18 protein-coding genes are annotated in these 21,891 nt (G+C 62.8%); 5 read left to right on the top strand and 13 right to left on the bottom strand.

Annotated features, from left to right (window positions below; genetic code table 11):
- Positions 1-49: 49 nt before the first annotated feature.
- Entirely contained in the window at positions 50-1,231 is a 1,182-nt protein-coding gene (locus D5400_RS05325) for an O-succinylhomoserine sulfhydrylase (RefSeq protein ID WP_126008382.1), read from the top strand.
- Here D5400_RS05325 and D5400_RS05320 read toward each other — a convergent pair.
- Positions 1,228-1,842, bottom strand: coding sequence for a CDP-alcohol phosphatidyltransferase family protein (locus tag D5400_RS05320; protein ID WP_126008380.1), 615 nt, complete (start codon positions 1,840-1,842; stop codon positions 1,228-1,230). The two genes, D5400_RS05325 and D5400_RS05320, sit on opposite strands and share 4 nt — an antisense overlap.
- A gap of 189 nt (positions 1,843-2,031) precedes the next feature.
- On the opposite strand from D5400_RS05320, the gene apaG reads away from it, so the two are divergent.
- The gene (gene apaG, locus D5400_RS05315; RefSeq protein ID WP_126008378.1) at positions 2,032-2,424 is read left to right on the top strand and encodes a Co2+/Mg2+ efflux protein ApaG; all 393 of its coding nucleotides are present in this window, start codon (positions 2,032-2,034) and stop codon (positions 2,422-2,424) included.
- Entirely contained in the window at positions 2,421-3,878 is a 1,458-nt protein-coding gene (locus D5400_RS05310) for a TrkH family potassium uptake protein (RefSeq protein WP_245451443.1), read from the top strand. The genes apaG and D5400_RS05310 overlap by 4 nt, the downstream gene beginning before the upstream one ends.
- A 7-nt stretch (positions 3,879-3,885) precedes the next feature.
- Here D5400_RS05310 and D5400_RS05305 read toward each other — a convergent pair whose 3' ends face one another.
- The 5 genes from D5400_RS05305 to D5400_RS05285 all read right to left on the bottom strand — a co-directional run bounded on the left by D5400_RS05305 (position 3,886) and on the right by D5400_RS05285 (position 12,231).
- Complete coding sequence (locus D5400_RS05305; protein WP_245451442.1) at positions 3,886-7,308, bottom strand: efflux RND transporter permease subunit; 3,423 nt, start codon at positions 7,306-7,308, stop codon at positions 3,886-3,888.
- 2 nt (positions 7,309-7,310) lie between these two features.
- Positions 7,311-8,747 carry an efflux RND transporter periplasmic adaptor subunit gene (locus D5400_RS05300; RefSeq protein WP_126008376.1) on the bottom strand — a complete coding sequence of 479 codons (1,437 nt, stop codon included), beginning with the start codon at positions 8,745-8,747 and terminating at the stop codon, positions 7,311-7,313.
- 239 nt (positions 8,748-8,986) lie between these two features.
- Positions 8,987-10,009: an Hsp33 family molecular chaperone gene (locus tag D5400_RS05295; protein WP_126008373.1), complete on the bottom strand. Its 1,023-nt coding sequence runs from the start codon at positions 10,007-10,009 to the stop codon at positions 8,987-8,989.
- 69 nt (positions 10,010-10,078) lie between these two features.
- Complete coding sequence (gene argF, locus D5400_RS05290; protein ID WP_126008371.1) at positions 10,079-11,002, bottom strand: ornithine carbamoyltransferase; 924 nt, start codon at positions 11,000-11,002, stop codon at positions 10,079-10,081.
- Positions 11,003-11,031: 29 nt separating this feature from the next.
- Positions 11,032-12,231 carry an aspartate aminotransferase family protein gene (locus D5400_RS05285; protein ID WP_126008369.1) on the bottom strand — a complete coding sequence of 400 codons (1,200 nt, stop codon included), beginning with the start codon at positions 12,229-12,231 and terminating at the stop codon, positions 11,032-11,034.
- 398 nt (positions 12,232-12,629) lie between these two features.
- On the opposite strand from D5400_RS05285, the gene D5400_RS05280 reads away from it, so the two are divergent.
- Positions 12,630-13,145, top strand: a complete 516-nt coding sequence (locus D5400_RS05280; protein ID WP_126008367.1) for a GcrA family cell cycle regulator — start codon at positions 12,630-12,632, stop codon at positions 13,143-13,145.
- A 46-nt stretch (positions 13,146-13,191) separates the two neighbouring features.
- Here D5400_RS05280 and phoB read toward each other — a convergent pair whose 3' ends face one another.
- The 7 genes from phoB to phoR all read right to left on the bottom strand — a co-directional run bounded on the left by phoB (position 13,192) and on the right by phoR (position 20,871).
- Complete coding sequence (gene phoB, locus D5400_RS05275) at positions 13,192-13,875, bottom strand: phosphate regulon transcriptional regulator PhoB (RefSeq protein ID WP_126008365.1); 684 nt, start codon at positions 13,873-13,875, stop codon at positions 13,192-13,194.
- Positions 13,876-13,891: 16 nt separating this feature from the next.
- Entirely contained in the window at positions 13,892-14,605 is a 714-nt protein-coding gene (gene phoU / locus D5400_RS05270; RefSeq protein ID WP_126008363.1) for a phosphate signaling complex protein PhoU, read from the bottom strand.
- 28 nt (positions 14,606-14,633) lie between these two features.
- Complete coding sequence (gene pstB / locus D5400_RS05265) at positions 14,634-15,515, bottom strand: phosphate ABC transporter ATP-binding protein PstB (protein WP_425364901.1); 882 nt, start codon at positions 15,513-15,515, stop codon at positions 14,634-14,636.
- Positions 15,512-16,891: a phosphate ABC transporter permease PstA gene (gene pstA, locus D5400_RS05260; RefSeq protein WP_126008361.1), complete on the bottom strand. Its 1,380-nt coding sequence runs from the start codon at positions 16,889-16,891 to the stop codon at positions 15,512-15,514. The genes pstB and pstA overlap by 4 nt, the downstream gene beginning before the upstream one ends.
- Positions 16,892-16,893: 2 nt before the next feature.
- Positions 16,894-18,270, bottom strand: a complete 1,377-nt coding sequence (gene pstC / locus D5400_RS05255; protein WP_126008359.1) for a phosphate ABC transporter permease subunit PstC — start codon at positions 18,268-18,270, stop codon at positions 16,894-16,896.
- A 76-nt stretch (positions 18,271-18,346) separates the two neighbouring features.
- On the bottom strand, positions 18,347-19,390 hold the full coding sequence (locus tag D5400_RS05250) for a substrate-binding domain-containing protein (protein WP_126008356.1): 1,044 nt from the start codon (positions 19,388-19,390) through the stop codon (positions 18,347-18,349).
- A 122-nt stretch (positions 19,391-19,512) separates the two neighbouring features.
- Positions 19,513-20,871 carry a phosphate regulon sensor histidine kinase PhoR gene (gene phoR, locus D5400_RS05245; RefSeq protein WP_245451441.1) on the bottom strand — a complete coding sequence of 453 codons (1,359 nt, stop codon included), beginning with the start codon at positions 20,869-20,871 and terminating at the stop codon, positions 19,513-19,515.
- A gap of 136 nt (positions 20,872-21,007) precedes the next feature.
- On the opposite strand from phoR, the gene ppk2 reads away from it, so the two are divergent.
- Complete coding sequence (gene ppk2 / locus D5400_RS05240) at positions 21,008-21,889, top strand: polyphosphate kinase 2 (RefSeq protein WP_126008354.1); 882 nt, start codon at positions 21,008-21,010, stop codon at positions 21,887-21,889.
- Positions 21,890-21,891 lie beyond the last annotated feature (2 nt).

The raw sequence follows: 21,891 nt of genomic DNA, 5'->3' as shown, positions 1-21,891 counted from the left end.
CGGCCGGTTTTTTTGTGACCGCGTTGCGGTTGAGAACGGAAAAAGCACGATGACATCGAAGACCTGGCGTACGGCAACCACCCTCGTCCACGGCGGCACAACGAGATCGCAGCACGGCGAGACCTCTGAAGCCCTCTTCCTCACGCAAGGCTACGTCTACGAAAGCGCCGAAGCTGCTGAAGCGCGCTTCAAGGGCGAAGCGGAAGGCTTCATCTATTCGCGTTACGCCAACCCGACCGTCGACATGTTCGAAAAGCGGATGTGCGCGCTGGAAGGCGCCGAAGACGCCCGGGCTACCGCAACGGGCATGGCCGCCGTTTCCGCAGCGCTTCTCTGCCAGGTGAAGGCGGGCGACCATGTCGTCGCTGCCCGCGCGCTCTTCGGTTCCTGTCGCTGGGTCGTCGAAAAGCTGATGGCGCGCTACGGCGTGGAGACCACGCTGGTCGATGGCCGCGACATCGAGAACTGGAAGAAAGCCGTTCGCCCGAACACGAAAGTCTTCTTCCTCGAAAGCCCGACCAACCCGACGCTTGAAGTCATCGACATTGCTGCCGTCGCAACGCTCGCCAATGAGATCGGCGCCCGTGTCGTCGTCGACAACGTGTTCGCCACACCTCTCTTCCAGAAGCCGCTGGAACTTGGCGCGCATATCGTCGTCTATTCGACCACCAAGCACATCGACGGCCAAGGCCGTTGTCTCGGCGGCGTGATCCTCTCCGAGAAGGAATGGATCGACGAGAATCTGCACGACTATTTCCGCCACACCGGCCCTTCCATGTCGCCGTTCAACGCGTGGACGATGCTGAAGGGTCTGGAAACGCTGCCGCTGCGCGTCCGTCAGCAAACGGAAAGCGCGACCCGCATCGCCGATGCGCTCGATGGCCGCAAGGGCGTCAACCGCGTCATCTATCCGGGCCGGGCCGACCATCCGCAGGCCAACATCATCGCCAAGCAGATGAGCGGCGGCTCGACCCTCGTTGCCATCGACATCGACGGCGGCAAGGAGGCGGCGTTCGCGTTCCAGAACGCGCTCGAGATCATCCGCATCTCCAACAATCTTGGCGATGCCAAGAGCCTGATCACCCATCCGGCCACGACGACGCACAAGAACCTCGCCGAAGAAGACCGCCTGGAACTCGGCATTGGCGCCGGCACGCTCCGCCTGTCCGTCGGGCTCGAGGATACGGACGATCTGATCGAGGACATCGACCGGGCGCTGTCGGCGATCTAGTCCGCGTCGGCGAACAGGCTGCGCGCCTCAACGATCCGCGACAGCGTCGTATAGAAGCAGAGGATCGCGAAGACGATCGCGATCCACGCGAAATATCCGGGCAGCAGACAGAAGGCGAGGAACACGAGCAGTGTTTCCGACGCTTCCGCCAGCCCTGTCGTGAAATAGAAGGATTTCACGCCGCGTGCGTCGGTCGAGAGGCCGCGCTTTTGCGCAATGGTCGCGAAAGCCAGAAAGCTCGCGCCATTCACGTAGAAGGACAGCAGCAGCAGCCCGCCGGCGATGCCGTTTTGCTGCGGATCCTGAATAATGAAGGCCAGCGGGATGAGGCCGTAGAAAGCGAAGTCGAGAACGATATCGAGAAACCCGCCGAAATCGCTTGGCGCCGTTGCGCGCGCCACTGCGCCATCGAGACCATCGAGCGCACGGCTCACCAGAATGAGGACGAATGCTGCGAAAAACTGCTCGGCGACGATCGCAGCTCCGGCGAAAACGCCGATCAGCAGGCCAACGAGCGTGACGTGGTTGGCGCTGACGCCCCAGCCTGCCAGCCCCCGGCCAATGCGGTCGAGGGTCGGCTGGATGATGGATTTGGCTGCTCCGTCCAGCATTGTGCCTGCCCCTGATGACGAAATGCCACGCCGCTGTAGCGTCCCTTGGCGCTTCTGGCCAGCACCGCCGCGTCATGCTGCCGTGAGGATGCCGTTAACACTACTGAAACTATGATTCTTGACGTGTCGTGGCCGCTGTAGAATATCAGCGAGAGAATAGGCCGCCGTTGCGGCTTGGAAGGAATGACCATGTATCGCGCATTGACCCGCGACATCGAAGTAACGGTCGAGCCCTTCTATCTGGACGACCAATCGGACCCGGACGACAGCCGTTATGTCTGGGGCTATCGCATCGTGATTGCCAACAAATCCAACACGGTCGTTCAACTGAAGAGCCGCTACTGGCACATCACCGACGAGCAAGGCCGCGTCGATGAGGTTCGCGGCCCTGGCGTCGTCGGCGAGCAGCCCATCCTGCGCCCCGGCGACAGCTATGAGTACCAGTCGGGCTGCCCGCTCGATACGCCGTCCGGCGTCATGTACGGCCTCTACGAGATGCAGTCGGAAGACGGGGAGAGCTTCGAAGTGGCCATTCCCGCATTCTCGCTGGATCGACCAGGAGCGGCGAGAACCCTCAATTGAGCGATGCGCTCGATTTCCGGCCGGTTTTTCTTGTCACAGGCACCCTCCTCGCCGCGCTCGGGCTGGCCATGCTCGTTCCGGCGCTCGTCGGGTTTGCCGCTCAGGACGAAGACTGGACGGTTTTTGTCGTCTGTTCGCTGATCACCACGCTCGTTGGCAGTTCGCTCTTCGCAGCGACGCGAGGCACCGCGCAAGGTCTCTCCCGGCGTCAGGCATTGTTGATGACAGTGATCTCATGGCTGGCGCTCGTCTTCTTCGCCTCCCTGCCCTTCGTCTGGACCGGCGTTCTGCCGAGCTACACCGACGCATTTTTCGAGAGCATGTCGGGTCTGACGACCACCGGCGCGACCGTGATCATCGGGCTCGATACCACGTCGGTCGGCGTGCTGTTCTGGCGCGGCCTGCTACAATGGCTCGGCGGCCTCGGCATCATCGTCATGGCGATCGCCGTTCTGCCCATGCTGCAGATCGGCGGCATGCAATTGTTCAAGGCGGAAGCTTTCGACACGGCCGAAAAGATCCTGCCGCGCGCGCGCCAGATATCCAGTTCCATCACCTTCGTGTTCATCGGCATCACGCTGATCTGCGCCATGTGCTACGGCGCCGCCGGTATGGGCATCACCGATGCGGTCATCCATGCCATGACCACGGTCGCCACCGGCGGCTTCTCCACCAAGGATGCTTCTTTCGGCCATTTCGACAGCGCTTCCATCGAGTGGATCGCGGTCTTCTTCATGATCGCCGGGTCGATTCCGTTCCTGCTTTACGTGCAGCTGCTGCAGGGGCGGGCTCGCTCGCTCTTCGACGACGATCAGGTGCGGGCGTTCCTCCTGTTCGTGCTCGCGGCCTCCCTGATCGCCTGGGGCATCGCCGATCGCAGCGGCTACCACCAGGGCCATGACGCGCTGCGACACGCAGCCTTCAACGTGATCTCCGTCGTCACCGGCACCGGCTATGCGTCGACCGATTACGGCCTCTGGGGCTCGCACGCCGTCGCATTCTTCTTCGTCATCATGTTCGCCGGCGGCTGTGCCGGGTCGACTTCGTGCGGGATCAAGATCTTCCGCTTCATCGTGCTGTTCGAAGCGGTGCGGGAACACATCTACCGCGTGCTCTATCCGCGCGGCATCTTCCGGCCGAAGTTCAACGGCCGACCGATCGAAGGCTCCGTCATCACCTCGGTGATGAGCTTCTTCTTCCTGTTCATCATGGCTTTCGCGTTTCTGTCCCTCGGCCTGATGATGACCGGCCTCGACATGACGACGGCGCTGTCCGGCGCCGGTTCGGCGCTCTCCAATGTCGGCCCGGGGCTTGGCCATCTGATCGGGCCTGCCGGAAACTATGCGAGCCTCAACGATACGGCGAAATGGATCCTGTCGGCGGGCATGTTTCTTGGCCGCCTGGAGCTGTTCACGATCCTCGTGCTCTTCCTGCCGCGGTTCTGGCGAACCTGATCCACGCTTAAAGAGACGCCGGTGTCACCGGTGCCCGGCGGCCGTAGATCGCCGAAAGCGCGCTGCGGATATCGTAACCGATACCGATGAACGCCGGCACCAGCATTAGCACGAGCACGGTCGAGATGCCGAGGCCGAATACGATCGTCACGGCCATCGGGATCAGGAACTGAGCCTGGACGCTCGTCTCGAAGATCAGCGGGAACAGGCCGCCGATCGTGGTCAGCGACGTCAAAAGCACGGCCCGGAACCGATCGCGGCTGGCGCCGATAGCCGCCTCATCGACGGCGTTGCCGGCTTTCAGCCGCTCCTCCATACGGTCTACGAGAATGATGGAGTCGTTGACCAGTATCCCACCAAGACCGAGCAGACCGATGAGCGACATGATCGTCAACGGGAAGCCTAGCACCCAATGGCCAAAGACGGCACCGGCAAGCCCGAATGGAATGATCAGCATGACAGCGATCGGTCGCCAATAGCTGCCGAACACCCAGGCGAGGATGATGTAGATCACGGTCAGCGCCGCCATGGTGGCAATCGTCAGGTCCGAGAACGCCTCTTCCTGCTCTTCCGCGCGGCCGCCGAAATTGAAATCCACACCATGTTCGGCGGCAATCAGATCAAGCCCGCCGCTGCCTCTCACCTGCGCGAGAACCGCATCGGGCGTTGTCTGGGCTAAATCGACGTCCCCGGTCACCGACAAGGTCGATTGACCGTCCCGGCGTCGGATCGAGGAAAAGCCCTGCCGCTCCGACAGCGATACGACCTCGGTCAGTGGCACATAGCTGCCATCGGCCGTGCGCAGCTCGAAATTTCTGATCGCGCCGGAGCCCTGCTGGCGCATCGTCTGGCTGATGCGTACCGTCACTTCGTCGTCACCGCGCGCGAAGCGAAACGGGATCGCGCCCTGGAATGCATTGCGGATCTGCCGGCCGACCTCGTCCGTCGTGAAGCCGAGAAGCGCGCCACGCGTCGTCAATTCCATGACAAGCTCGGGCTTGCCGTAGGGCAGATCGTCCTCGACGCCCGAAACGCCGGGGATCGTCGCGAGCAGCGCAATCACATCGTCCGATGCTGCCTTGAGAGAGCTGATGCGGTCGCCCTGCAAGCGGATTTCGACATCACGGCCGGGTGGCCCAAGGCGCGCCTGGAAGATCGAGAAGCGCCGAACGCCGGCGATGTCCGGCGCAGCTTCTTCCCATGCTGCGACGATCTCCGGCGTGCGGATGGTCCGGCTTTCAGATGTCGTCAGCTGCACATTGATCCGCGCCGTCGTATCGCCGCTGCGGCCCGATGTGCCGAGTGTCGTGAAGGTGGCGGCGATCAGCGCGCCCTCTTCGGCAAGACCACGTTCCGCCTCCCGCAGCGCCGCCTCGATGCGCCCGATCGCGGCAACGGCTTCCTCTTCCGGCAGGCCCGCATTAAAGACGATGCTGCCCGAAATCGTTTCGGCTTCCGGGGATTCAAAGAAGACAAATGGCACATGCTGACCGCGCAGCAGCCCGACGCTGACGATCATCATCACGCCGACCGACAGAGCCACGGTCACGTAACGCCAATGAAACGCCGCGGAGACGACACGGTGAAACGGCCCGTCGCGGAAGGCTTCGAACCGTCGATCGAAGCCTTTGCGGAAGCGGCTCTTCTGCGAAGCGGACGAACCGGCATCGCGGCGCTGCAGTTTCTGAATGGCAAATTCCAGCAAGCCCGCGATGAGCAGCGCCACGGCGCCGATGATCGCCGCCTGAAGCACCGGCGCCAGAGTGCCAAGCGCGAGCGAGGCCTGGCCGAGCAGCGAGGCGCTTTCCGCGGCCAGACCCGATTGACGCGACAGGAAAACGGCCGCCGCAAGCGTCAGCATCAGAGCGATGGCGAGATGGCGCCAATAGGACCAGCCGACGCGCCGCTTGCGCCCGAGCGAATGGGCCAGGTGCCCCGGAAGCACGAAGAAGCATTCGACGAGGCTCGCCACCAGAACGGCAATGACCACGAGCGGCAAAGCACTCATCATCTGCCCGATCGGTCCGCCGAGGATCACGATCGGGGCGAATGCGGCGAGCGTCGTCGCCATGGCCGCGAGCACCGGCGTCATGACCATCCCGACACCATTCTCCGCTGCCGTCAGCGGATCGTCGCCCATCTCCAACCGCGTATTGGTCTGTTCACCGACGACGATCGCATCGTCGACGATGATGCCAAGCATCATGATCAGCGCGAAGATCGAGATCATGTTGATCGATTGCCCCGACACATACATGAGCCCGAGCGTGGCCATGACCGCGACCGGAATGCCGGCAGCGACCCAGAACGCGATGCGGAAGTCGAGGAACAGGAACAGCACCACGATGACCACAAGCAAGCCGCCGATGCCGTTCTCGATCAGCAGCCACACCCGTTCTTCGAGCGCGTCCGATGCCACGTCATAAGTCTGGATCTCGATATTGGCCGGCAGCTGCGGCGTGAGGCTTGCGAGATAGGTGTTGAGGATCGATGCGGTCTGCAGCGTATCGGCATTGGCGGCACGCTGGATGTCCAGTTCGATCGCAGGCGTGCCGTTCGAGAAGCCGCGCTGCTCGTCGGGGTCGTATCCACCCTCGATGCGCGCTACGTCGCCAAGCGTCACGCGCTCGCCGGTCGGCAGGGTTTTGATCTCCATGGCAGCGAGGCGCGCTGGCGTCTCACGCTCGGCAATCAGCCGCACCTGGCGCTCGACCGAGCCAGCAACATTGCCCGAAGGCACATCCCGGCTGTTCGCCGAAATCGCCTGGGATACTTCCTCGATCGTCATCCCGAGCCGACGAAGCTCCCGCTCGTCGATATCGACGACGATCTCGGGGCTGCGCAGTCCGGTGAATTCAATCCGGTCGATCCCGCGGGCGACAAGGTCGTCGCGGATACGCTTGGCCCAATTGCGCTTCACGTCTTCCGACGCCGCTCCGGTTACGGCGAGCTTGGCGACACCTTCGAAGAACTGCGCGCGGGTAACCCGCGGCGTCTCCACGTCGGTCGGCAGGTTAGAGACACCGCGCACGGCGCTTTCCACTTCCGCCAGCGCGCGCTGCATGTCCGTGCCTTCGGCGAAGTCGAGCCGGATCGAGCCCGACCCCTCGCTTGCCGTGGACGACATGTCGTCGACGCCGTCGATGTAGCGCACTGCCGGCTCGACCAGTGCCAACACGTTGCGCTCGACATCTTCGGCACTCGAACCGGGCCAGGCAAGGGACACCGAAATGCTCGGCTGCTCGACGGGCGGGAAGAACTGGGTGTTGATCCGCGCCAGGCTGAAGAGCCCGAAGATGATCATCAGCGCCATCAGCATGTTGGCGGCATTGGGATGGCGCACGAAGGTGCGCAGGATGCCGCCGCCTGCGGCGCGTCCGGCACGCTGGCGGGCTTCCACCATCGATTGGCGAATGGGAGAGCGGGCCATCGTCAGCCTCCGAAGGCGCGCATGGCGCCTCGTCCGCCGGGTCGTCTGCCGCCGCTGCGTTCACCGGCAGGCTCGACAGCCTCGGCCGCAGGATCCGTATCGCTCGCTTCGCCGGCAATGCGCACGGCCAGGCCCTCATCGGCCTCCGTGAGACGCGTCGTCAGAACGCGCTCGCCAGGCTGCAGGTCGCCTCGAAGCAGAATCGTGTCGCCTTGATAGGCGAGAACCGTCACCTCGCGGCGCCGCAGCACGCCCTCTTCGATCACATAGGCATGGCCGGGATCGTAAACCGCGCTTTCAGGCAGTTCGATGGTGTCGGCATAGAGCCGATCCGGCACGGACAGCGCGACGAAGGCGCCCGGCCGCAACTGCACGGCATGATCGGCCGGAGCCAGCCGCGCGAAAACCTCGACCCCGCCGCGGTCGGACGCAACCGTGGCACCCAGGCGATCGATCGTGCCTTCATACCGGTAGGTCTCCGTGCCGACGACCCACGATGCCTCGACCGCGCGCCCGATCAGGGGTTCGCCATCGGACGAGATCCGGCCGTATTGCGCATCGGTGAGCGTGAAGCGGGCCTCGAGCAGCCGGTCGTCGTAAATGGAGGCGATGATGTCGGCGCTGCCGGCAATACGCCCCGGCTCCGCGATGGCTTCGGAGATCACCCCGGCAAAAGGTGCCGTCAGCGTGGTGTTGGAAAGCGCGCGCTCGGCTTGGCGCACCAGCCATTCCTGCCGCTCGATCTCCGCCTGCTGCTGGTTGCGGCGTGCCTCTTCTACGAGAAGTGTGTTCCTGCTCTGGCTGACTGCCTGACTGCGCTGCGACACGACAAGGCGGCGTTCATCGAGCTGCTGCTGCGTGCCAGCGCCGCGATCGGAGAGAGATTGCGCGCGGAGAAGATCGCTCTCGGCGATCTCCAATTGCAGTTCCGCACTCTGCTGCTGCTCTCGCTCGGCCGCGATGCGCGCATCGATCTCGCTGAGCACCGCCTGTGCCTGCGCCAGGCTGGCGCGCGCTTCGGTAAGTTGCCCTTCATAAACGAAGGGGTCGATCCGGGCGAGAAAGTCGCCCTGCTCGATGCGCTGACCGGCCCGCAGCTGCGGGTTGACCTCGATGATCTCTCCCGTCACCTGGGCACGCAGATCGACGGTGCGCTGTGCGACCACATCGCCATAGGCCAGAATGTCGGGACGGTGATCCTCGATGACGACGTCCTGCGCAGCCACCGCATAGACCGTCGGCGTGATCGGGTTCGGCACACGCTCGGGGCGCGCGGCGATCACCATCGTCATGACGACGTAGGATCCGACGAGGATCGCCAGCATCAGCACGAATTGGAGGACGAAGCGACCGGTGCGCCACATCGTCGAGCCGGACGCACGCGTGGCATCGTTCACGCGATCGGTCGACACGGACTCGTCATGGGGAGAGATCAGCATAAGCGTGCTCCGTCAAACTCATCGTCTGGGATAGTCGCGGGCTCGGCACTTCGGCCCTTTTGTCCCGCGAGAACCGCCATCCGACCGACGTCCCCGGCGCACGGCTTTCATATGTGTTCTAGCTAGATGCCGAACGGATGAAGACAAGGCAAATTAAAGTTTTGTCATGTGATCGCGGCTCCAGGCGATGCATGCCCCCGCCCAAAGCGACTTGAGCCGCATGACGCGGCTCAAGTCTTCTAGTGGAGGTGGCTTTCGCTTTCCGCGCTGTGCTGACCAAGTTCTTCGGGTTCGAACCGATATTCGGTCGAACAGAACTCGCAGGTGACGGCGATGACGCCATCATCGGTGCTCTCGGCGATTTCGTCGCTGGTGAAATTGTCGAGCACCGACTTGATCTTCTCGCGCGAACACGTGCACCGGTCGAGAACGGGCGCCGGTTCGAAAACGCGCACGCCGCGTTCGTGAAAGAGCCGGAACAGCAGCCGCTCCGAGCCGACGAGCGGATCGGTCAATTCATCCGCATCGATGCTTTCCACCATGGCGACGGCTTCTACCCAGGCGTCGTCGTCCTCGACGCCCGTCGGCTCGAAATCATCCGGCGCATCGCCGCCGGGCAGATCGCTCTGACGCATCCGTTCGGGCGCATCAGGCAGGAACTGGACGATGACGCCGCCGGCCCGCCATTGATGCCGCGGCCTGCCATCCTCATCGCGATCGTAAAGCTGCGCCACCGAAAGCCGAACCTTCGTCGGTATCTGCTCGGACTGCCGGAAATAGGCGCCGGCGATCTCTTCCAGCGTCGCACCATCCAGCTCGACGATGCCCTGATAGCGCTGCATGAACTCGCCCTGGTCGATCGTGAAGGCGAGGATGCCCTTGCCGAGTAGTTCATGCGGCTCGAGCCGGTTTGCGGCAACCGCTTGCGCAAGCGCCTGCTCGTCAAAGCGCGCGTAAGCGCGCACGGCATCAGGCGTGGTGAAGTCTGCCACCAAGAGGTCGACCGGCCCATCGCCCTGCGTCTGCACCATGAACTTGCCATCGAATTTCAGCGACGTGCCGATCAGCACCGTCAGCGTGATTGCCTCGGCAAGCAGGCGCGCAACAGGCTCGGGGTAATCGTGGCGCGCCATGATCTTGTCGAGCATCGGGCCGAGTTGCACAGCACGGCCGCGCGCATCTAGCGCCTCCACCTGGAATGGCAGGACGTGATCGTCGCCGGCATAGTCAAACTCGCCCAGTCTGGGGCTTTGGTCATTCATCGGGTTTCTCCGGGGAAGAAGTGCCGGCAACAAGCGCACGGCTGAACTATTTGCCGGATATTTAGGTACTCAGACGCCCATGCACCAGGCGATGATGGCCTTCTGCGCGTGCAGCCGGTTTTCCGCCTCGTCGAACACCACCGATTGCACGCCGTCGATGACACCATCAGTCACTTCCTCGCCGCGATGCGCCGGCAGGCAGTGCATGAAGAGCGCATCCGGGTTGGCCTCTGCCATCAGCGCCTCGTTCACCTGATAGGGCTGGAAGACGTTGTGGCCGCGCGCGCGATGTTCCTGGCCCATGGAAAACCAGGTATCGGTCACCACGCAATCGGCGCCGCGCACCGCGTCCATCGGGTCGTTCGTGACATTGACGATGCCGCCATTGGCGCGCGCCCAGTCCACATAGCGCGCCTCCGGCTCGGAGCCTTCCGGCACCGCGACATTCATCGTGAAACCAAAGCGCGCCGATGCCTCGATCAGCGAATGCAGCACGTTGTTGCCATCGCCCGACCAGGCGACCGTCTTGCCCTTGATCGGCCCGCGATGTTCTTCGAAAGTCAGGATATCGGCCATGATCTGGCAGGGATGGGTGTCGTCCGTCAGCGCATTGATCACGGGCACGGTCGCGTGTTCGGCCAGTTCAAGCAGGCGGCTGTGCTCGGTCGTGCGGATCATGATGATGTCGACATAGCGCGACAGCACCTTGGCCGTATCCGCGATCGTTTCAGCGCGCCCGAGCTGCATTTCCGTGCCGGAGAGAAACAACGTTTCCCCGCCAAGCTGGCGCATGCCGACATCGAAGGATACGCGGGTGCGCGTCGAGGGCTTTTCGAAGATCATGGCAAGCACTTTGCCGGCGAGGGGCTTGTCGCCCTGACCCGACTTCAAGGCATCCTTGATCGCGCGCGCATTGTCGATCATCCCACGAAGATCGTCTGCCGTGGTGGTCGATAGATCGATGAAATGACGTGGCGTGCCGTTGGCGCCCATGGTGATGATCCCCGTGCCCCGGCCTGCTCTCAGGCGGAAATTGCCTGTTTGGATGAAGAAAGTTCAGAGGCGACCATGTCGATGCGCGACAGCCCTTCGCGCATTTCCTCGGCCGTGATCGTGAGCGGCGGCAGAAGGCGAACGACGTTGTCGCCTGCCGGTACCGAAAGCATGTGATGCGCGCGAAGGCCAGCCACCATCTCCGTGTTCGGCACGACGGTCTTCAACCCGAGCATCAGGCCGCGCCCGCGGATTTCGGCGACGACATCGGGATAGCGATCCTTGATCGCCTCGAGGCCCTGCTTTGCCACCAGCGACAGGTCGCGCACATGCTCCAGGAAGCCATCCGCCAGGATGACGTCGAGAACGGCGTTGCCGACGGCCATGGCGAGCGGATTGCCGCCATAGGTCGTGCCGTGCGTGCCGGGCACCATTCCCGCGGCCGCTTCGGACGTTGCGAGACAGACGCCGAGCGGGAACCCTCCACCGATGCCTTTGGCGACCGCCATGATGTCCGGCGAAATGCCCGACCATTCATGCGCGAAGAGCTTGCCCGTGCGACCGACGCCCGACTGCACTTCGTCGAAGATCAGCAGCGTACCGGTCTCGTCGCACAGAGCCCTCAGTTGGCGCAGCCGTTCGTCGGGAACCGGCCGAACACCGCCCTCGCCCTGCACGGGCTCGATCAGAATCGCGGCCGTATCCTCGGTGACAGCGGCTTCGAGTGCGGCCCAATCGTCGAACGGTACCTGGTCGAAACCCTCGACCTTGGGCCCGAAGCCTTCGAGATATTTGGGCTGGCCACCGGCAGCGATCGTCGCGAGCGTCCGCCCGTGGAATGCCCCTTCGAAGGTGACGATGCGGAACCGCTCGCCCTGCCCGCGCGCATGATGATAACGGCGTGCGGTCTTGATCGCACACTCCAGCGCTTCGGCACCGGAATTGGTGAAGAAGGCGCGATCCGCGAAGGTCGCCTCCGTCAGGCGGCGCGCAAGCCGCTCCTGCCCGGGAATCTCATAGAGATTGGACAGGTGCCACAATTTGTCGGCCTGCTCCTTGAGCGCGGCGACGAGATGCGGATGGGAATGCCCGAGCGAGTTCACGGCGATGCCAGCGGCGAAATCCAGATATCGCTTGCCATCCTCGCTCGTCAGCCAGACACCATCGCCACGCTCGAAGCGGAGCGGAGCGCGGTTGTAAGTCTCGAAAAGCGGCGACGCCGGTGCCATCTGGCGCAAACTCCCACTCAAGGCCACACCGCAAAAGGGTCGGACGGTTCGCGTCGCAAACCTCAAGGACTGCGGCCTGAAAATTGAAAAGCCGCCCTGCGGCGGCCCGACGCACTATCTTCATTTCGCCCGGCGCTGTCAAGAAAACGCCCCTTGTGCCGGCTACCACGCAATTCGCCTAAAAAGCCCCAAGTTGGGGAAAACTCAAAAAAGCGAATCGGCCGATTCCCGGGACTCTTGTCACGGAGTCTGCCGACCATTAAGTTGAAATAACAGCACTAGACTGCATGCGGCGGACCTAGTCATCACACAGTATTAAGGCGACGCGGTTCCGTTGATACTTCGGGCCAGCGCCGAGGGATTCTGCTGCGCCCTATATCGAAACTGGAGTTGCGGCCATGAATTGGACCGATGAGCGCGTCGAAAAACTTACCAAATTGTGGGCCGACGGCCTCAGCGCGAGCCAGATTGCCGCACAATTGGGTGGCGTGACACGAAATGCTGTCATCGGCAAAGTACATCGGCTGAACCTGCCGGGACGCGCAAAGTCCGGAGGCACCCCTGCTCCGCGCGCAAAACGCCCGGCACCGGCTCCGCGCCCGGCCTCCAACTTCAACGCCCGCCCTGCAGCACCGCGCACGATTTCCCGAGGTGGCGCAGCCGCCGCGGTGCGTGAAGATGTCGCCATGGAAGCAGCGCCGCAGACACGTCCCGTCAGCGATGTCGTCGTGCCGATCGCCAAGCGCTTGGCGCTGGTCGACCTGACTGAGCGCACATGCAAGTGGCCGGTTGGCGACCCGATGCACGAAGACTTCCACTTCTGCGGCCACGATTCAGGCGAGAACACGCCCTACTGCAAATACCACGCGCGTCTCGCCTTCCAGGTCTCGGGCGAAAGGCGCCGGGCGCGCTGATCGCGCGCCGTCGTCGTCAAATTCAAGCTGAGAATGAAGAAGGCGCTCAGCCTTCCAGCGCGTAGCCGGCGCCCCGCACCGTGCGGATGACATCACGCATGTTGGCGAGATTGATCGCCTTGCGCAGCCGGCCGACATGGACATCCACCGTGCGCTCGTCGACATAGATGTCATGGCCCCACACGCCATCGAGCAGTTGCGCGCGCGAATAGACGCGACCAGGCGACGACATCAGAAATTCCAGTAGCTTGAATTCTGTCGGTCCAAGCCGGATCTCGCGCCCCTTGCGGTGGACGCGGTGCGTTTCGCGATCGAGCGTGATGTCGCCGCTCTGCAGCACCGAAGAGATGACCTCGGGCTTGGCGCGACGCAGCATGGCGCGAACACGCGCCATCAGTTCAGGCGTCGAAAACGGCTTCACCACATAGTCGTCGGCACCGGTCGCGAGACCGCGAATGCGCTCGCTCTCTTCAGCACGCGCCGTCAGCATGATGATCGGCAAGCGTTCGGTTTCAGGCCGCGCGCGCAGCCGGCGGCAGAGCTCGATGCCAGAGACGCCTGGAAGCATCCAGTCCAGGATGAGCAGGTCCGGAACACGCTCTTTCAGCTGGATCTCGGCCTCGTCGCCGCGAAGAACAGTGTCGACCTTGTAGCCTTCGGCTTCCAGATTGTAACGCAGGAGCACGCTCAGCGCTTCTTCGTCCTCGACGACCGTTATCTTTGGCAGCATCTTCCCATCGTCTCCGTCAGTGGCCGCTGGCCATCACCGTCGCAGTCTTGTCGCCGCGCGGCCGTTCGCCGAGCAGCCGGTCGCCGGTCGCCATATAGTAGATCGTCTCGGCGATGTTGGTTGCATGATCGCCGATGCGCTCGATGTTCTTGGCGCAGAACAGTAGATGCGTGCAGGCCGAAATGTTGCGCGGATCTTCCATCATGTAGGTCAGCAACTCACGGAACAACGACGTGTACATTGCGTCGATTTCGTCGTCGCGCTGGCGCACCTGGTTCGCCGCAACGGCGGAGCGCGTCGAATAGGCATCGAGCACTTCCTTCAGCTGCGTCAAAGCGAGTTCGGAGAGGTGCTCGAGCCCCCGCACCAGTTGCTTCGGCTGGGCCGTGCCCTGGACGGCGACCACGCGCTTGGCGATATTCTTTCCCATATCGCCGACGCGCTCGAGGTCAGCCGCGATGCGGATCGCGCCCATCACTTCGCGCAGATCGTGTGCCATGGGCTGACGCTTGGCGATGACGACGATGGCACGCTCGTTGATGTCGCGTTCGGCATCGTCGAGAATGATGTCCTCGGCGATGATCCGCTGGGCGCTCCCCGCATCGGAAGCCACCAGCGCGGCGACGGCGTCGCCCACCATGCGTTCCGCGATGCCGCCCATCTCCGAGACCCGGCGCATCAGATATTTCAGCTCTTCGTCGAAGGACGAGACGATATGCGGATCGCTCATTGTTCTCTCCGTGGCCACAGCCGGTTGGTCAGCCGAACCGGCCGGTAATGTAATCCTGGGTGCGCTTGTCTTCCGGGTTCGTGAAGATCTTGTCGGTCGGACCTTCCTCCACGAGATTGCCGAGATGGAAGAACGCCGTCTTCTGCGAAACGCGCGCCGCCTGCTGCATCGAGTGCGTCACGATGATGATCGTGTAGTTCTCGCGCAGTTCGTCGATCAGCTCTTCGATGATGGCCGTTGCGATCGGGTCGAGCGCCGAACACGGCTCGTCCATCAAAATGACTTCCGGACCGACCGCGATGGCGCGCGCGATGCAGAGGCGCTGCTGCTGGCCGCCCGAGAGGCCGGTGCCCGGCTCGTGAAGACGATCCTTGACCTCGTTGAAGAGCCCTGCCTTGCGCAAGCTCGACACGACGACTTCTTCCGCATCAGCCTTAGTGCGGATGAGACCGTGGATTCGCGGACCGTAGGCGACGTTTTCGAAAATCGATTTCGGAAAAGGATTGGGCTTCTGAAACACCATGCCGACGCGGGCACGTAGTTCGACGACGTCCAGCGAGGGATCGTAGATGTCCTCGCCGTCGAGTTCGATCTTGCCGCCGACGCGCGCGCCTTCGATCGTATCGTTCATGCGGTTGATGCAGCGCAGGAACGTGGACTTGCCGCAGCCCGATGGGCCGATGAAGGCCGTAACGGCGCGGTCAGGAATATCGACCGACACGTCGAACAACGCCTGCTTGGCGCCATAGAAGACGGACACGTCGCTGGCGCGCACGCGAACGCTGCGCTGGGCAAGCTCGGCTGCGCCGTGGTCGCTGGCCTGCTCTGCGTTCGGGGTGAGCTCCGCATGTGGAAAGTTCATTCCAGAGGCCATGACGGGATCCTTGGTGATGGTGCTATCTGACGTCACTTGCGTTTCTCCAGTCGCGACCGAAGGAAGATTGCGATCGCATTGAGGCTCAGCATCAGGCCGAGTAGCACGATGATGGCGGCAGAAGTACGCGCTTCGAAGAAATTACGGTTTTCGTTGCCCTGCCAGAGATAGATCTGCACCGGCAAGGCCGACGCCTGGTCCATGGGACTGCTCGGAATATTGGCGACGAAGGCGTTCATGCCGATGAGCAGCAGAGGAGCAGTTTCCCCGAGCGCCTGAGCGACACCGATGATGGCGGCAGTCAGGATGCCCGGATAGGTGATCGGCAGCACGTGATGGAAGACCATCTGCGTGCGCGATGCGCCGAGACCGAGGGCCGCCTGGCGAAGAGAAGGCGGCACTGCGCGCAGCGATGAACGCGTGGCAATGATGATCGTCGGCAGCGTCATCAGCGTCAGGACGAGACCACCGACGAGCGGCGCGGAAAGCGGCAGGCGGAAATAGTTGATGAAGACCGCCGCACCCAGCAGACCGAACACGATGGAAGGCACCGCCGCCAGATTGTTGATCGTGATCTCGATCACATCGGTCAGCCGGTTCTTCGGCGCGAATTCTTCGAGATAGACGGCGCTTGCGACACCGATTGGCACGGCGAGCACGATGACGATCAGCATCATGTAGAGCGAGCCCATGAAGGCGCCCGCGAGACCCGCGCTGGCCGGTGCCGAGCGGGAGTCCACATTGGTGAAGAGGTGCGACGCAAAAGCGAAACGGATCTCGCCGCGCTCCAGAAGGTCGTCTGCCAACGCACGCGCATCGGCAGAGAGCTGTTGGCGGGCGTCCGGCAGGCTCCGGTCGATCGTGCCCTTCAGCCAGTTGTCGGCATTGGCCGAGGCGAGAAGTGCGAACTCTCGGGTCTGACCAAGCAGGGAAGGATCGTTCGTGAACGCATCGCGGATGACGAAGCGTTGCGAACTGTCGATGATGGCAGCGATTTCACGCGCACTGCCCTGGAATTCCGGCACGATGTTGCGGATTGACGTTTCCAGCACGAGGTTCCAGTTGGCCAGAGCCGCGTCACGCAGCCACGCATTCAAGGCTGCGCGGTAATCGGCCGGAGACTGACCGGCAGCCTGAACGGGCCGCTCGCCGAGCTCGATGATCTCGGGATCGAAATAGACGTCGACCGTGACCTGCGCCTGCTGGAACGCGGGGAGCCCGCGCTGCAGCACGTCGTAGAAAAGAATGCCGACGAAACCAAGCGCCAGGACGACGGCAGTAATGCCGAGGCCATGAAAGAGGCGTTCCTTGCGGTGCCGTGCCCCGAGGCTCTTTTTGACCCGCTGGCGCCGCTCTTCGGCGGTAACAGCAGTGCCGGCACTGGCTGTCGTTGTGCTGTCGAGATTAGCCATGATCAGTCATACTGCTCCCGGAAGCGGCGGACGATGTAGAGCGCACCGACGTTGAGAACCAAGGTCAGCACGAACAGCGTCAGGCCAAGCGCGAAGGCGACGAGGGATTGGGGTCCGGCGAAATCACTGTCGCCGGTGAGCTGGTTGACGATCGAAACGGTGATCGTCGACGTTGGCTCGAAGGGATTGAAGCGCAGCACCGGACTGTTGCCGGCCGCGAGCACGACGATCATCGTCTCGCCGATCGCACGGCTGACCGCCAGCAGAATGGCGCCGACGATGCCCGGAAGAGCAGCCGGCAGGATGACCCGGCGGATCGTCTCGGACTTCGTTGCACCAAGGCCGAGCGAGCCGTCGCGCATCGCAGTCGGCACTTGGCGGATGATGTCGTCGGAAAGCGACGAGATGAACGGGATGATCATCACACCCATCACGATGCCGGCCGTGAGTGCGCTGGTGGCGCGAATATCGACGCCGATCGCGTCACCGAAGCTTGCGAGGAAGGGTCCCACAGTCACCAGGGCGAAGAAGCCGTAAACGATCGTCGGGATACCCGCGAGCACTTCGATCAGCGGCTTGACCACGCTGCGCACACGCGGTTTGGCGTATTGCGACAGGTAGACGGCGGCCATCAGGCCGATCGGCACTGCCGTCAGAATGGCGATGATGGTGATCTGGATCGTACCCCAGAGAAGCGGGATCAGACCATATTCGCCACCGCCACCGGCGCCGGTCGTGGAAAAGCGCGGGTTCCAGACGGTCCCGAAAAAGAAGTCGAGCGGATTGACGAAAGAGAAGAAGCGCATGGCTTCGGTCAGGAGCGAAGCCACGATGCCGAACGTGGTCAGAATGGCGACGACGGAGCAGGCGAGAAGGAGGAGGCGGACTGCACCCTCGACTTCGTTGCGGGCGCGAAACTGGGGCGTGATACGCTTGCGGGCATAGAAGAGGCCGAGCGCAGCAAGCGTGGTTGCTGCCGCCACGACAATCAGGAAAGCCGTTGTCTGAAACCGGCCGACGGCCTGCGCAGCTGTCCGCTCGAACTCCTGAACCTCGCCGACGACGCCATAGCCCGTCGCAAGAGCCTCAACGCGCGCGATCGAGGCGCGCAGCGCATTGCCGCCCTCGGCAACGAGGCTTTCAGGCAAATACCAGGTGATGAACGTGCGGATGACGTAACTGTCGAGCAGCGCCCAGGCGCCAAGCACGAGAAGCAGCGGAACGAGCGTCCAGATCGCAATCGCAGAACCATGATAGGATGGGCGCGAATGCAGACGGCGGCCTGAAGTGCCCGCCAAGGCGCGACTTCTGGAAGAACCGGTCTGGTAGGCGATGCCGAGAAAGGCAAGGATCAGCGCAGTGATGATCAGGGTGTTCATCGGCGTGCCTTGAATGACCAAATGTCAGGGAAGCAAAATGGGGCCCCGCCGCTACGGCGAGGCCCCGTCTGGTAGATTACTCGGCGCCGAGGCTTTCGACGGTCAGCGCTTCGCCGCCTTCGAAGGCTTCCAGAACGGCAGCGGTTTCTTCAGCCGGAGCCGGGATCATGCCGGCAGCTTCAAGCGCGCCGCCTGCACCGGCCATCTGGTCGGAGAGGAAGAACTGGACGTACTCTTCGATGCCCGGGATGACGCCGATGTGCTCGCCCTTGACGTAGAAGAAGAGCGGACGCGAAACCGGATAGTCGCCCGAAGCGATCGTCTCGAGCGAAGGCTCGACGCCCGATACGGTTGCAACCTTCAGCGTGTCGCGGTTCTGGTCGTAGAACGACAGGCCAAAGACGCCGACGGTTGCCGGGTTCGACTGCAGGCGAGCGAGCGTCTCGGTGTAGTCGCCGGCGATTTCAACGACGACGTCTTGGCGGAATGCGAGGCAAGCTGCTTCCATTTCCTCTTCGGACATTTCCGGCAGTTCAGCAGCTTCGCAGCCCGGAAGAACGACGCGCTCTTCGAAGACTTCGCGGGTGCCGTGGTTGGAAGCCGGGATTGCAAGAGCAATCGCCTGGTCAGGCAGGGAAGCGTCGATTTCCGACCAGTTGGTGTACGGGTTGGCGACCATTTCGCCGTCCTGCGGAACCTGGGCTGCGATCGCCATGAAGACGTGCTGCGGCTCGAGAGCGAAATCGCCCTGGTCAACGGACGTTGCGAAAACGATGCCGTCGTAACCGATCTGGATTTCGCGGATGTCTTCTACGCCAGCCGTGTTGCAGGCTTCGACTTCGCCGGCGCGGATGCGGCGCGACGAGTTTGCGATGTCGATCGTGTTCTCACCGACGCCTTCGCAGAACTGGCGCAGACCGCCCGACGAACCGCCCGAACCGACGACCGGCGTGCCGAAATCAGGGAAAGCAGCGGAGAATTCTTCAGCAACGATCGATGCGAAAGGCAGAACGGTCGAAGAACCGGCAATCTGGATGGTGTCGCGCGACTGTGCGACGGCAAAACCGGCAAACGTCGTGGATGCCACGAGGGCAGCGACGGAAATCTTAAGAGCGTTCATGGATGTCTCCCGCTTATTAGCTCTTTGAATGGGCGCCTTAAGGGCGCCTGTGGGTGCCCCTTGAGGCCGTCGGTGTTCTAACACCCCGCTGACCCACCTTTTATGACAAGAGCATAACGGATTTATGACACCCTAAGACCTTGTTTTTCCTTATCAATTAGACGAAGCACGACATCATTCGGCGTTTTTTGTCGCTCAAATCTGACAATGAAGGTCGTGCCCTCTCCCAGTGTCGATTGAACCACCAGTCTCGTCCTGTGGCGGGTGAGAATGTGCTTGACGATGGCGAGCCCGAGACCGGTGCCACGCTTCGACCGGCTGCTCTCTATGTCGACCCGGTAAAAGCGCTCCGTCAACCGCGGCACATGCTCAGGCGCAATGCCTGGACCATAGTCGCGCACGCGAAGTTCGGCACTGCCGTAGCCTTCGTCAGTGGGCAGAACATCAACCGCCACATCGACGCGGCCACCACTCTGTCCGTATTTGCACGCGTTTTCGATGAGGTTTTGCAGCACCTGGATCAGTTCATCCCGGTCCCCCTGGATGACCACGCGCTCGTCCGGCACGGTTAACGCCACCGTCACACCCATTTCCGCCGCCAGCGGCTTCATGCTGTCGGTGACATGGGCGACGAGGCGGTTGAGGTCCACGCGGTCTGTCGGCGCCACATGGGTCTTCATCTCAAGCCGCGACAGCGACATCAGATCGTCGACGAGACGGGTCATGCGCGTCGCCTGCTCGTACATGATGTCGAGAAACCGCGCCTGCGCGTCGCGATCGTTCTTGGCCGGCCCCTTGATGGTCTCGATGAAGCCCGTCAGCGAGGCGAGCGGCGTGCGAAGCTCATGGCTGGCATTGGCAACGAAGTCGCTGCGCATGCGATCCATCCGCCGCGCTTCGGTCATGTCGCGAAAGGTCAGGAGATAGAGCTTGCCGCTGTGGTCGCGGGCGGGTGCACCCGCAATCGGCGCGCAGCGCACCTGGAACCAGCGCTCGGAGGGCACGCGCTCGGAATGATCGACAGAGCGGGGCTCGTCGTCCTCCATCGCCTGTTGCACCATGCCCAGAATGGCCGGTGACCGGATGCGGCCGGAAAGATGCGTGTTCGGCTCGGAAACGCCGAACAGGGCTTCTGCTGCTTCGTTCTGGAATTTCACCGTTCCGTCGACCCGCAGGAGATAGGCCGGCTCGTCCATGGCCTGCAGCGGCAGGGCGATCGCCTGACGCCAGTCCATCGCCGGTGCTTTCTGCCGGGCAGCCAGCCGCATGGAACGGGATCGCCGCGGCAGCGCGGCGGCAAGCGCGATGATGAGATAGAGAAGCGCGCCCGACAGCCACCCGATGGCTCCACTCGCTGCGAACGCCGCGATGGCGAGCGCACCGGCAATCAAGATGTAACGCGCATCCTTGAGGCTCATGGATGCAAGCCGCACCGAACCGCGTTCGGTCGTCTCGTTCATCGGCAGGCCGCCTTCAGACATGGCTCGTTCTATCCTCCACATGAACGCACGAAAGACGAGCAGCTTGAATTCGCCGCGCCCCTGTGGCCCAAATCCTCCACGATCCCGGGCACGCCGGAATCATCCGGCAACCATGACGCCCCCATGCGAGACATTTATGACAGATGAGCAGGAAGAGCGAGCAGTCGAGATCGAGATCGGCGGGGCGAGAAGGCGGTTCGACATCGACGATCCCATCCTGCCCGATTGGGTGAAGACCCTGCAAGAACAAAGCGCCGTCGGCCAGCCGGACAAGCTCGGCAGGTCGGACTACGACCGCGACCTGGAATTGCTGCAGGTTGAACTGGTCAAGGTGCAGGCCTGGCAGCAGGCGACCGGCAATCGCGTCGTCTTGCTGTTCGAAGGCCGTGATGCCGCCGGCAAGGGCGGTGCGATCGCAGCAACGCGCGAATACATGAACCCGCGCAGCGCCCGCATCGTGGCGCTGCCGAAACCGACCGAGCGCGAGCGCGGCCAGTGGTACTACCAGCGTTATGTGGAGCACCTGCCGTCCGCTGGCGAATTCGTGATGTTCGACCGGTCCTGGTACAACCGTGCCGGCGTGGAGCCGGTCATGGGCTTTTGCACCCCGGACGAGCATGCGCACTTCCTGGCTGAAACACCCGATTTCGAGCGGATGCTCGTCAAAAGCGGCATCTATCTCTTCAAATTCTGGCTGGATATCGGCCGCGCCAAACAGCTGGAACGCTTCCATGATCGTCGCCACACCATCCTGAAGGCGTGGAAACTATCACCCATGGACATAGCGAGCATTCAGCGCTGGGACGATTACACCGCCATGCGTGATCAGATGTTTGCGAGCACCCACACCGATCTCGCGCCATGGATCGTGGTGCGCGCCGACGACAAGCGCCGCGCGCGCCTCAATCTCATCCGCCGCGTTCTTCTCGGCCTGCCCTACGAGGGCAAGAACATCAACGCTATCGGGCATGAGGAACCGGCCATCATAGGCGGACCGGAACTGGCCGTTCAGGCCTGAGG

The sequence above is a fragment of the Georhizobium profundi genome (genome assembly GCF_003952725.1).
GTDB lineage: Bacteria > Pseudomonadota > Alphaproteobacteria > Rhizobiales > Rhizobiaceae > Georhizobium > Georhizobium profundi.
The sequence above is the reverse complement of the archived record's forward strand: the minus strand, read 5'-3'. Positions and strand labels throughout refer to the sequence as shown.

Excerpts from the sequence above, each read along its gene's own strand:
- phoU (WP_126008363.1), bottom strand. The coding sequence starts at position 14,605 with ATGAGCGATCCGCATATCGTCTCGTCCTTCGACGAAGAGCTGAAATAT.
- D5400_RS05305 (WP_245451442.1), bottom strand. The coding sequence starts at position 7,308 with ATGGCCCGCTCTCCCATTCGCCAATCGATGGTGGAAGCCCGCCAGCGT.
- phoR (WP_245451441.1), bottom strand. The coding sequence starts at position 20,871 with ATGTCTGAAGGCGGCCTGCCGATGAACGAGACGACCGAACGCGGTTCG.
- D5400_RS05300 (WP_126008376.1), bottom strand. The coding sequence starts at position 8,747 with ATGCTGATCTCTCCCCATGACGAGTCCGTGTCGACCGATCGCGTGAAC.
- D5400_RS05280 (WP_126008367.1), top strand. The coding sequence starts at position 12,630 with ATGAATTGGACCGATGAGCGCGTCGAAAAACTTACCAAATTGTGGGCC.
- apaG (WP_126008378.1), top strand. The coding sequence starts at position 2,032 with ATGTATCGCGCATTGACCCGCGACATCGAAGTAACGGTCGAGCCCTTC.
- pstC (WP_126008359.1), bottom strand. The coding sequence starts at position 18,270 with ATGAACACCCTGATCATCACTGCGCTGATCCTTGCCTTTCTCGGCATC.
- D5400_RS05295 (WP_126008373.1), bottom strand. The coding sequence starts at position 10,009 with ATGAATGACCAAAGCCCCAGACTGGGCGAGTTTGACTATGCCGGCGAC.
- ppk2 (WP_126008354.1), top strand. The coding sequence starts at position 21,008 with ATGACAGATGAGCAGGAAGAGCGAGCAGTCGAGATCGAGATCGGCGGG.
- pstA (WP_126008361.1), bottom strand. The coding sequence starts at position 16,891 with ATGGCTAATCTCGACAGCACAACGACAGCCAGTGCCGGCACTGCTGTT.
- argF (WP_126008371.1), bottom strand. The coding sequence starts at position 11,002 with ATGGGCGCCAACGGCACGCCACGTCATTTCATCGATCTATCGACCACC.
- phoB (WP_126008365.1), bottom strand. The coding sequence starts at position 13,875 with ATGCTGCCAAAGATAACGGTCGTCGAGGACGAAGAAGCGCTGAGCGTG.
- D5400_RS05320 (WP_126008380.1), bottom strand. The coding sequence starts at position 1,842 with ATGCTGGACGGAGCAGCCAAATCCATCATCCAGCCGACCCTCGACCGC.
- D5400_RS05325 (WP_126008382.1), top strand. The coding sequence starts at position 50 with ATGACATCGAAGACCTGGCGTACGGCAACCACCCTCGTCCACGGCGGC.
- D5400_RS05285 (WP_126008369.1), bottom strand. The coding sequence starts at position 12,231 with ATGGCACCGGCGTCGCCGCTTTTCGAGACTTACAACCGCGCTCCGCTC.
- D5400_RS05250 (WP_126008356.1), bottom strand. The coding sequence starts at position 19,390 with ATGAACGCTCTTAAGATTTCCGTCGCTGCCCTCGTGGCATCCACGACG.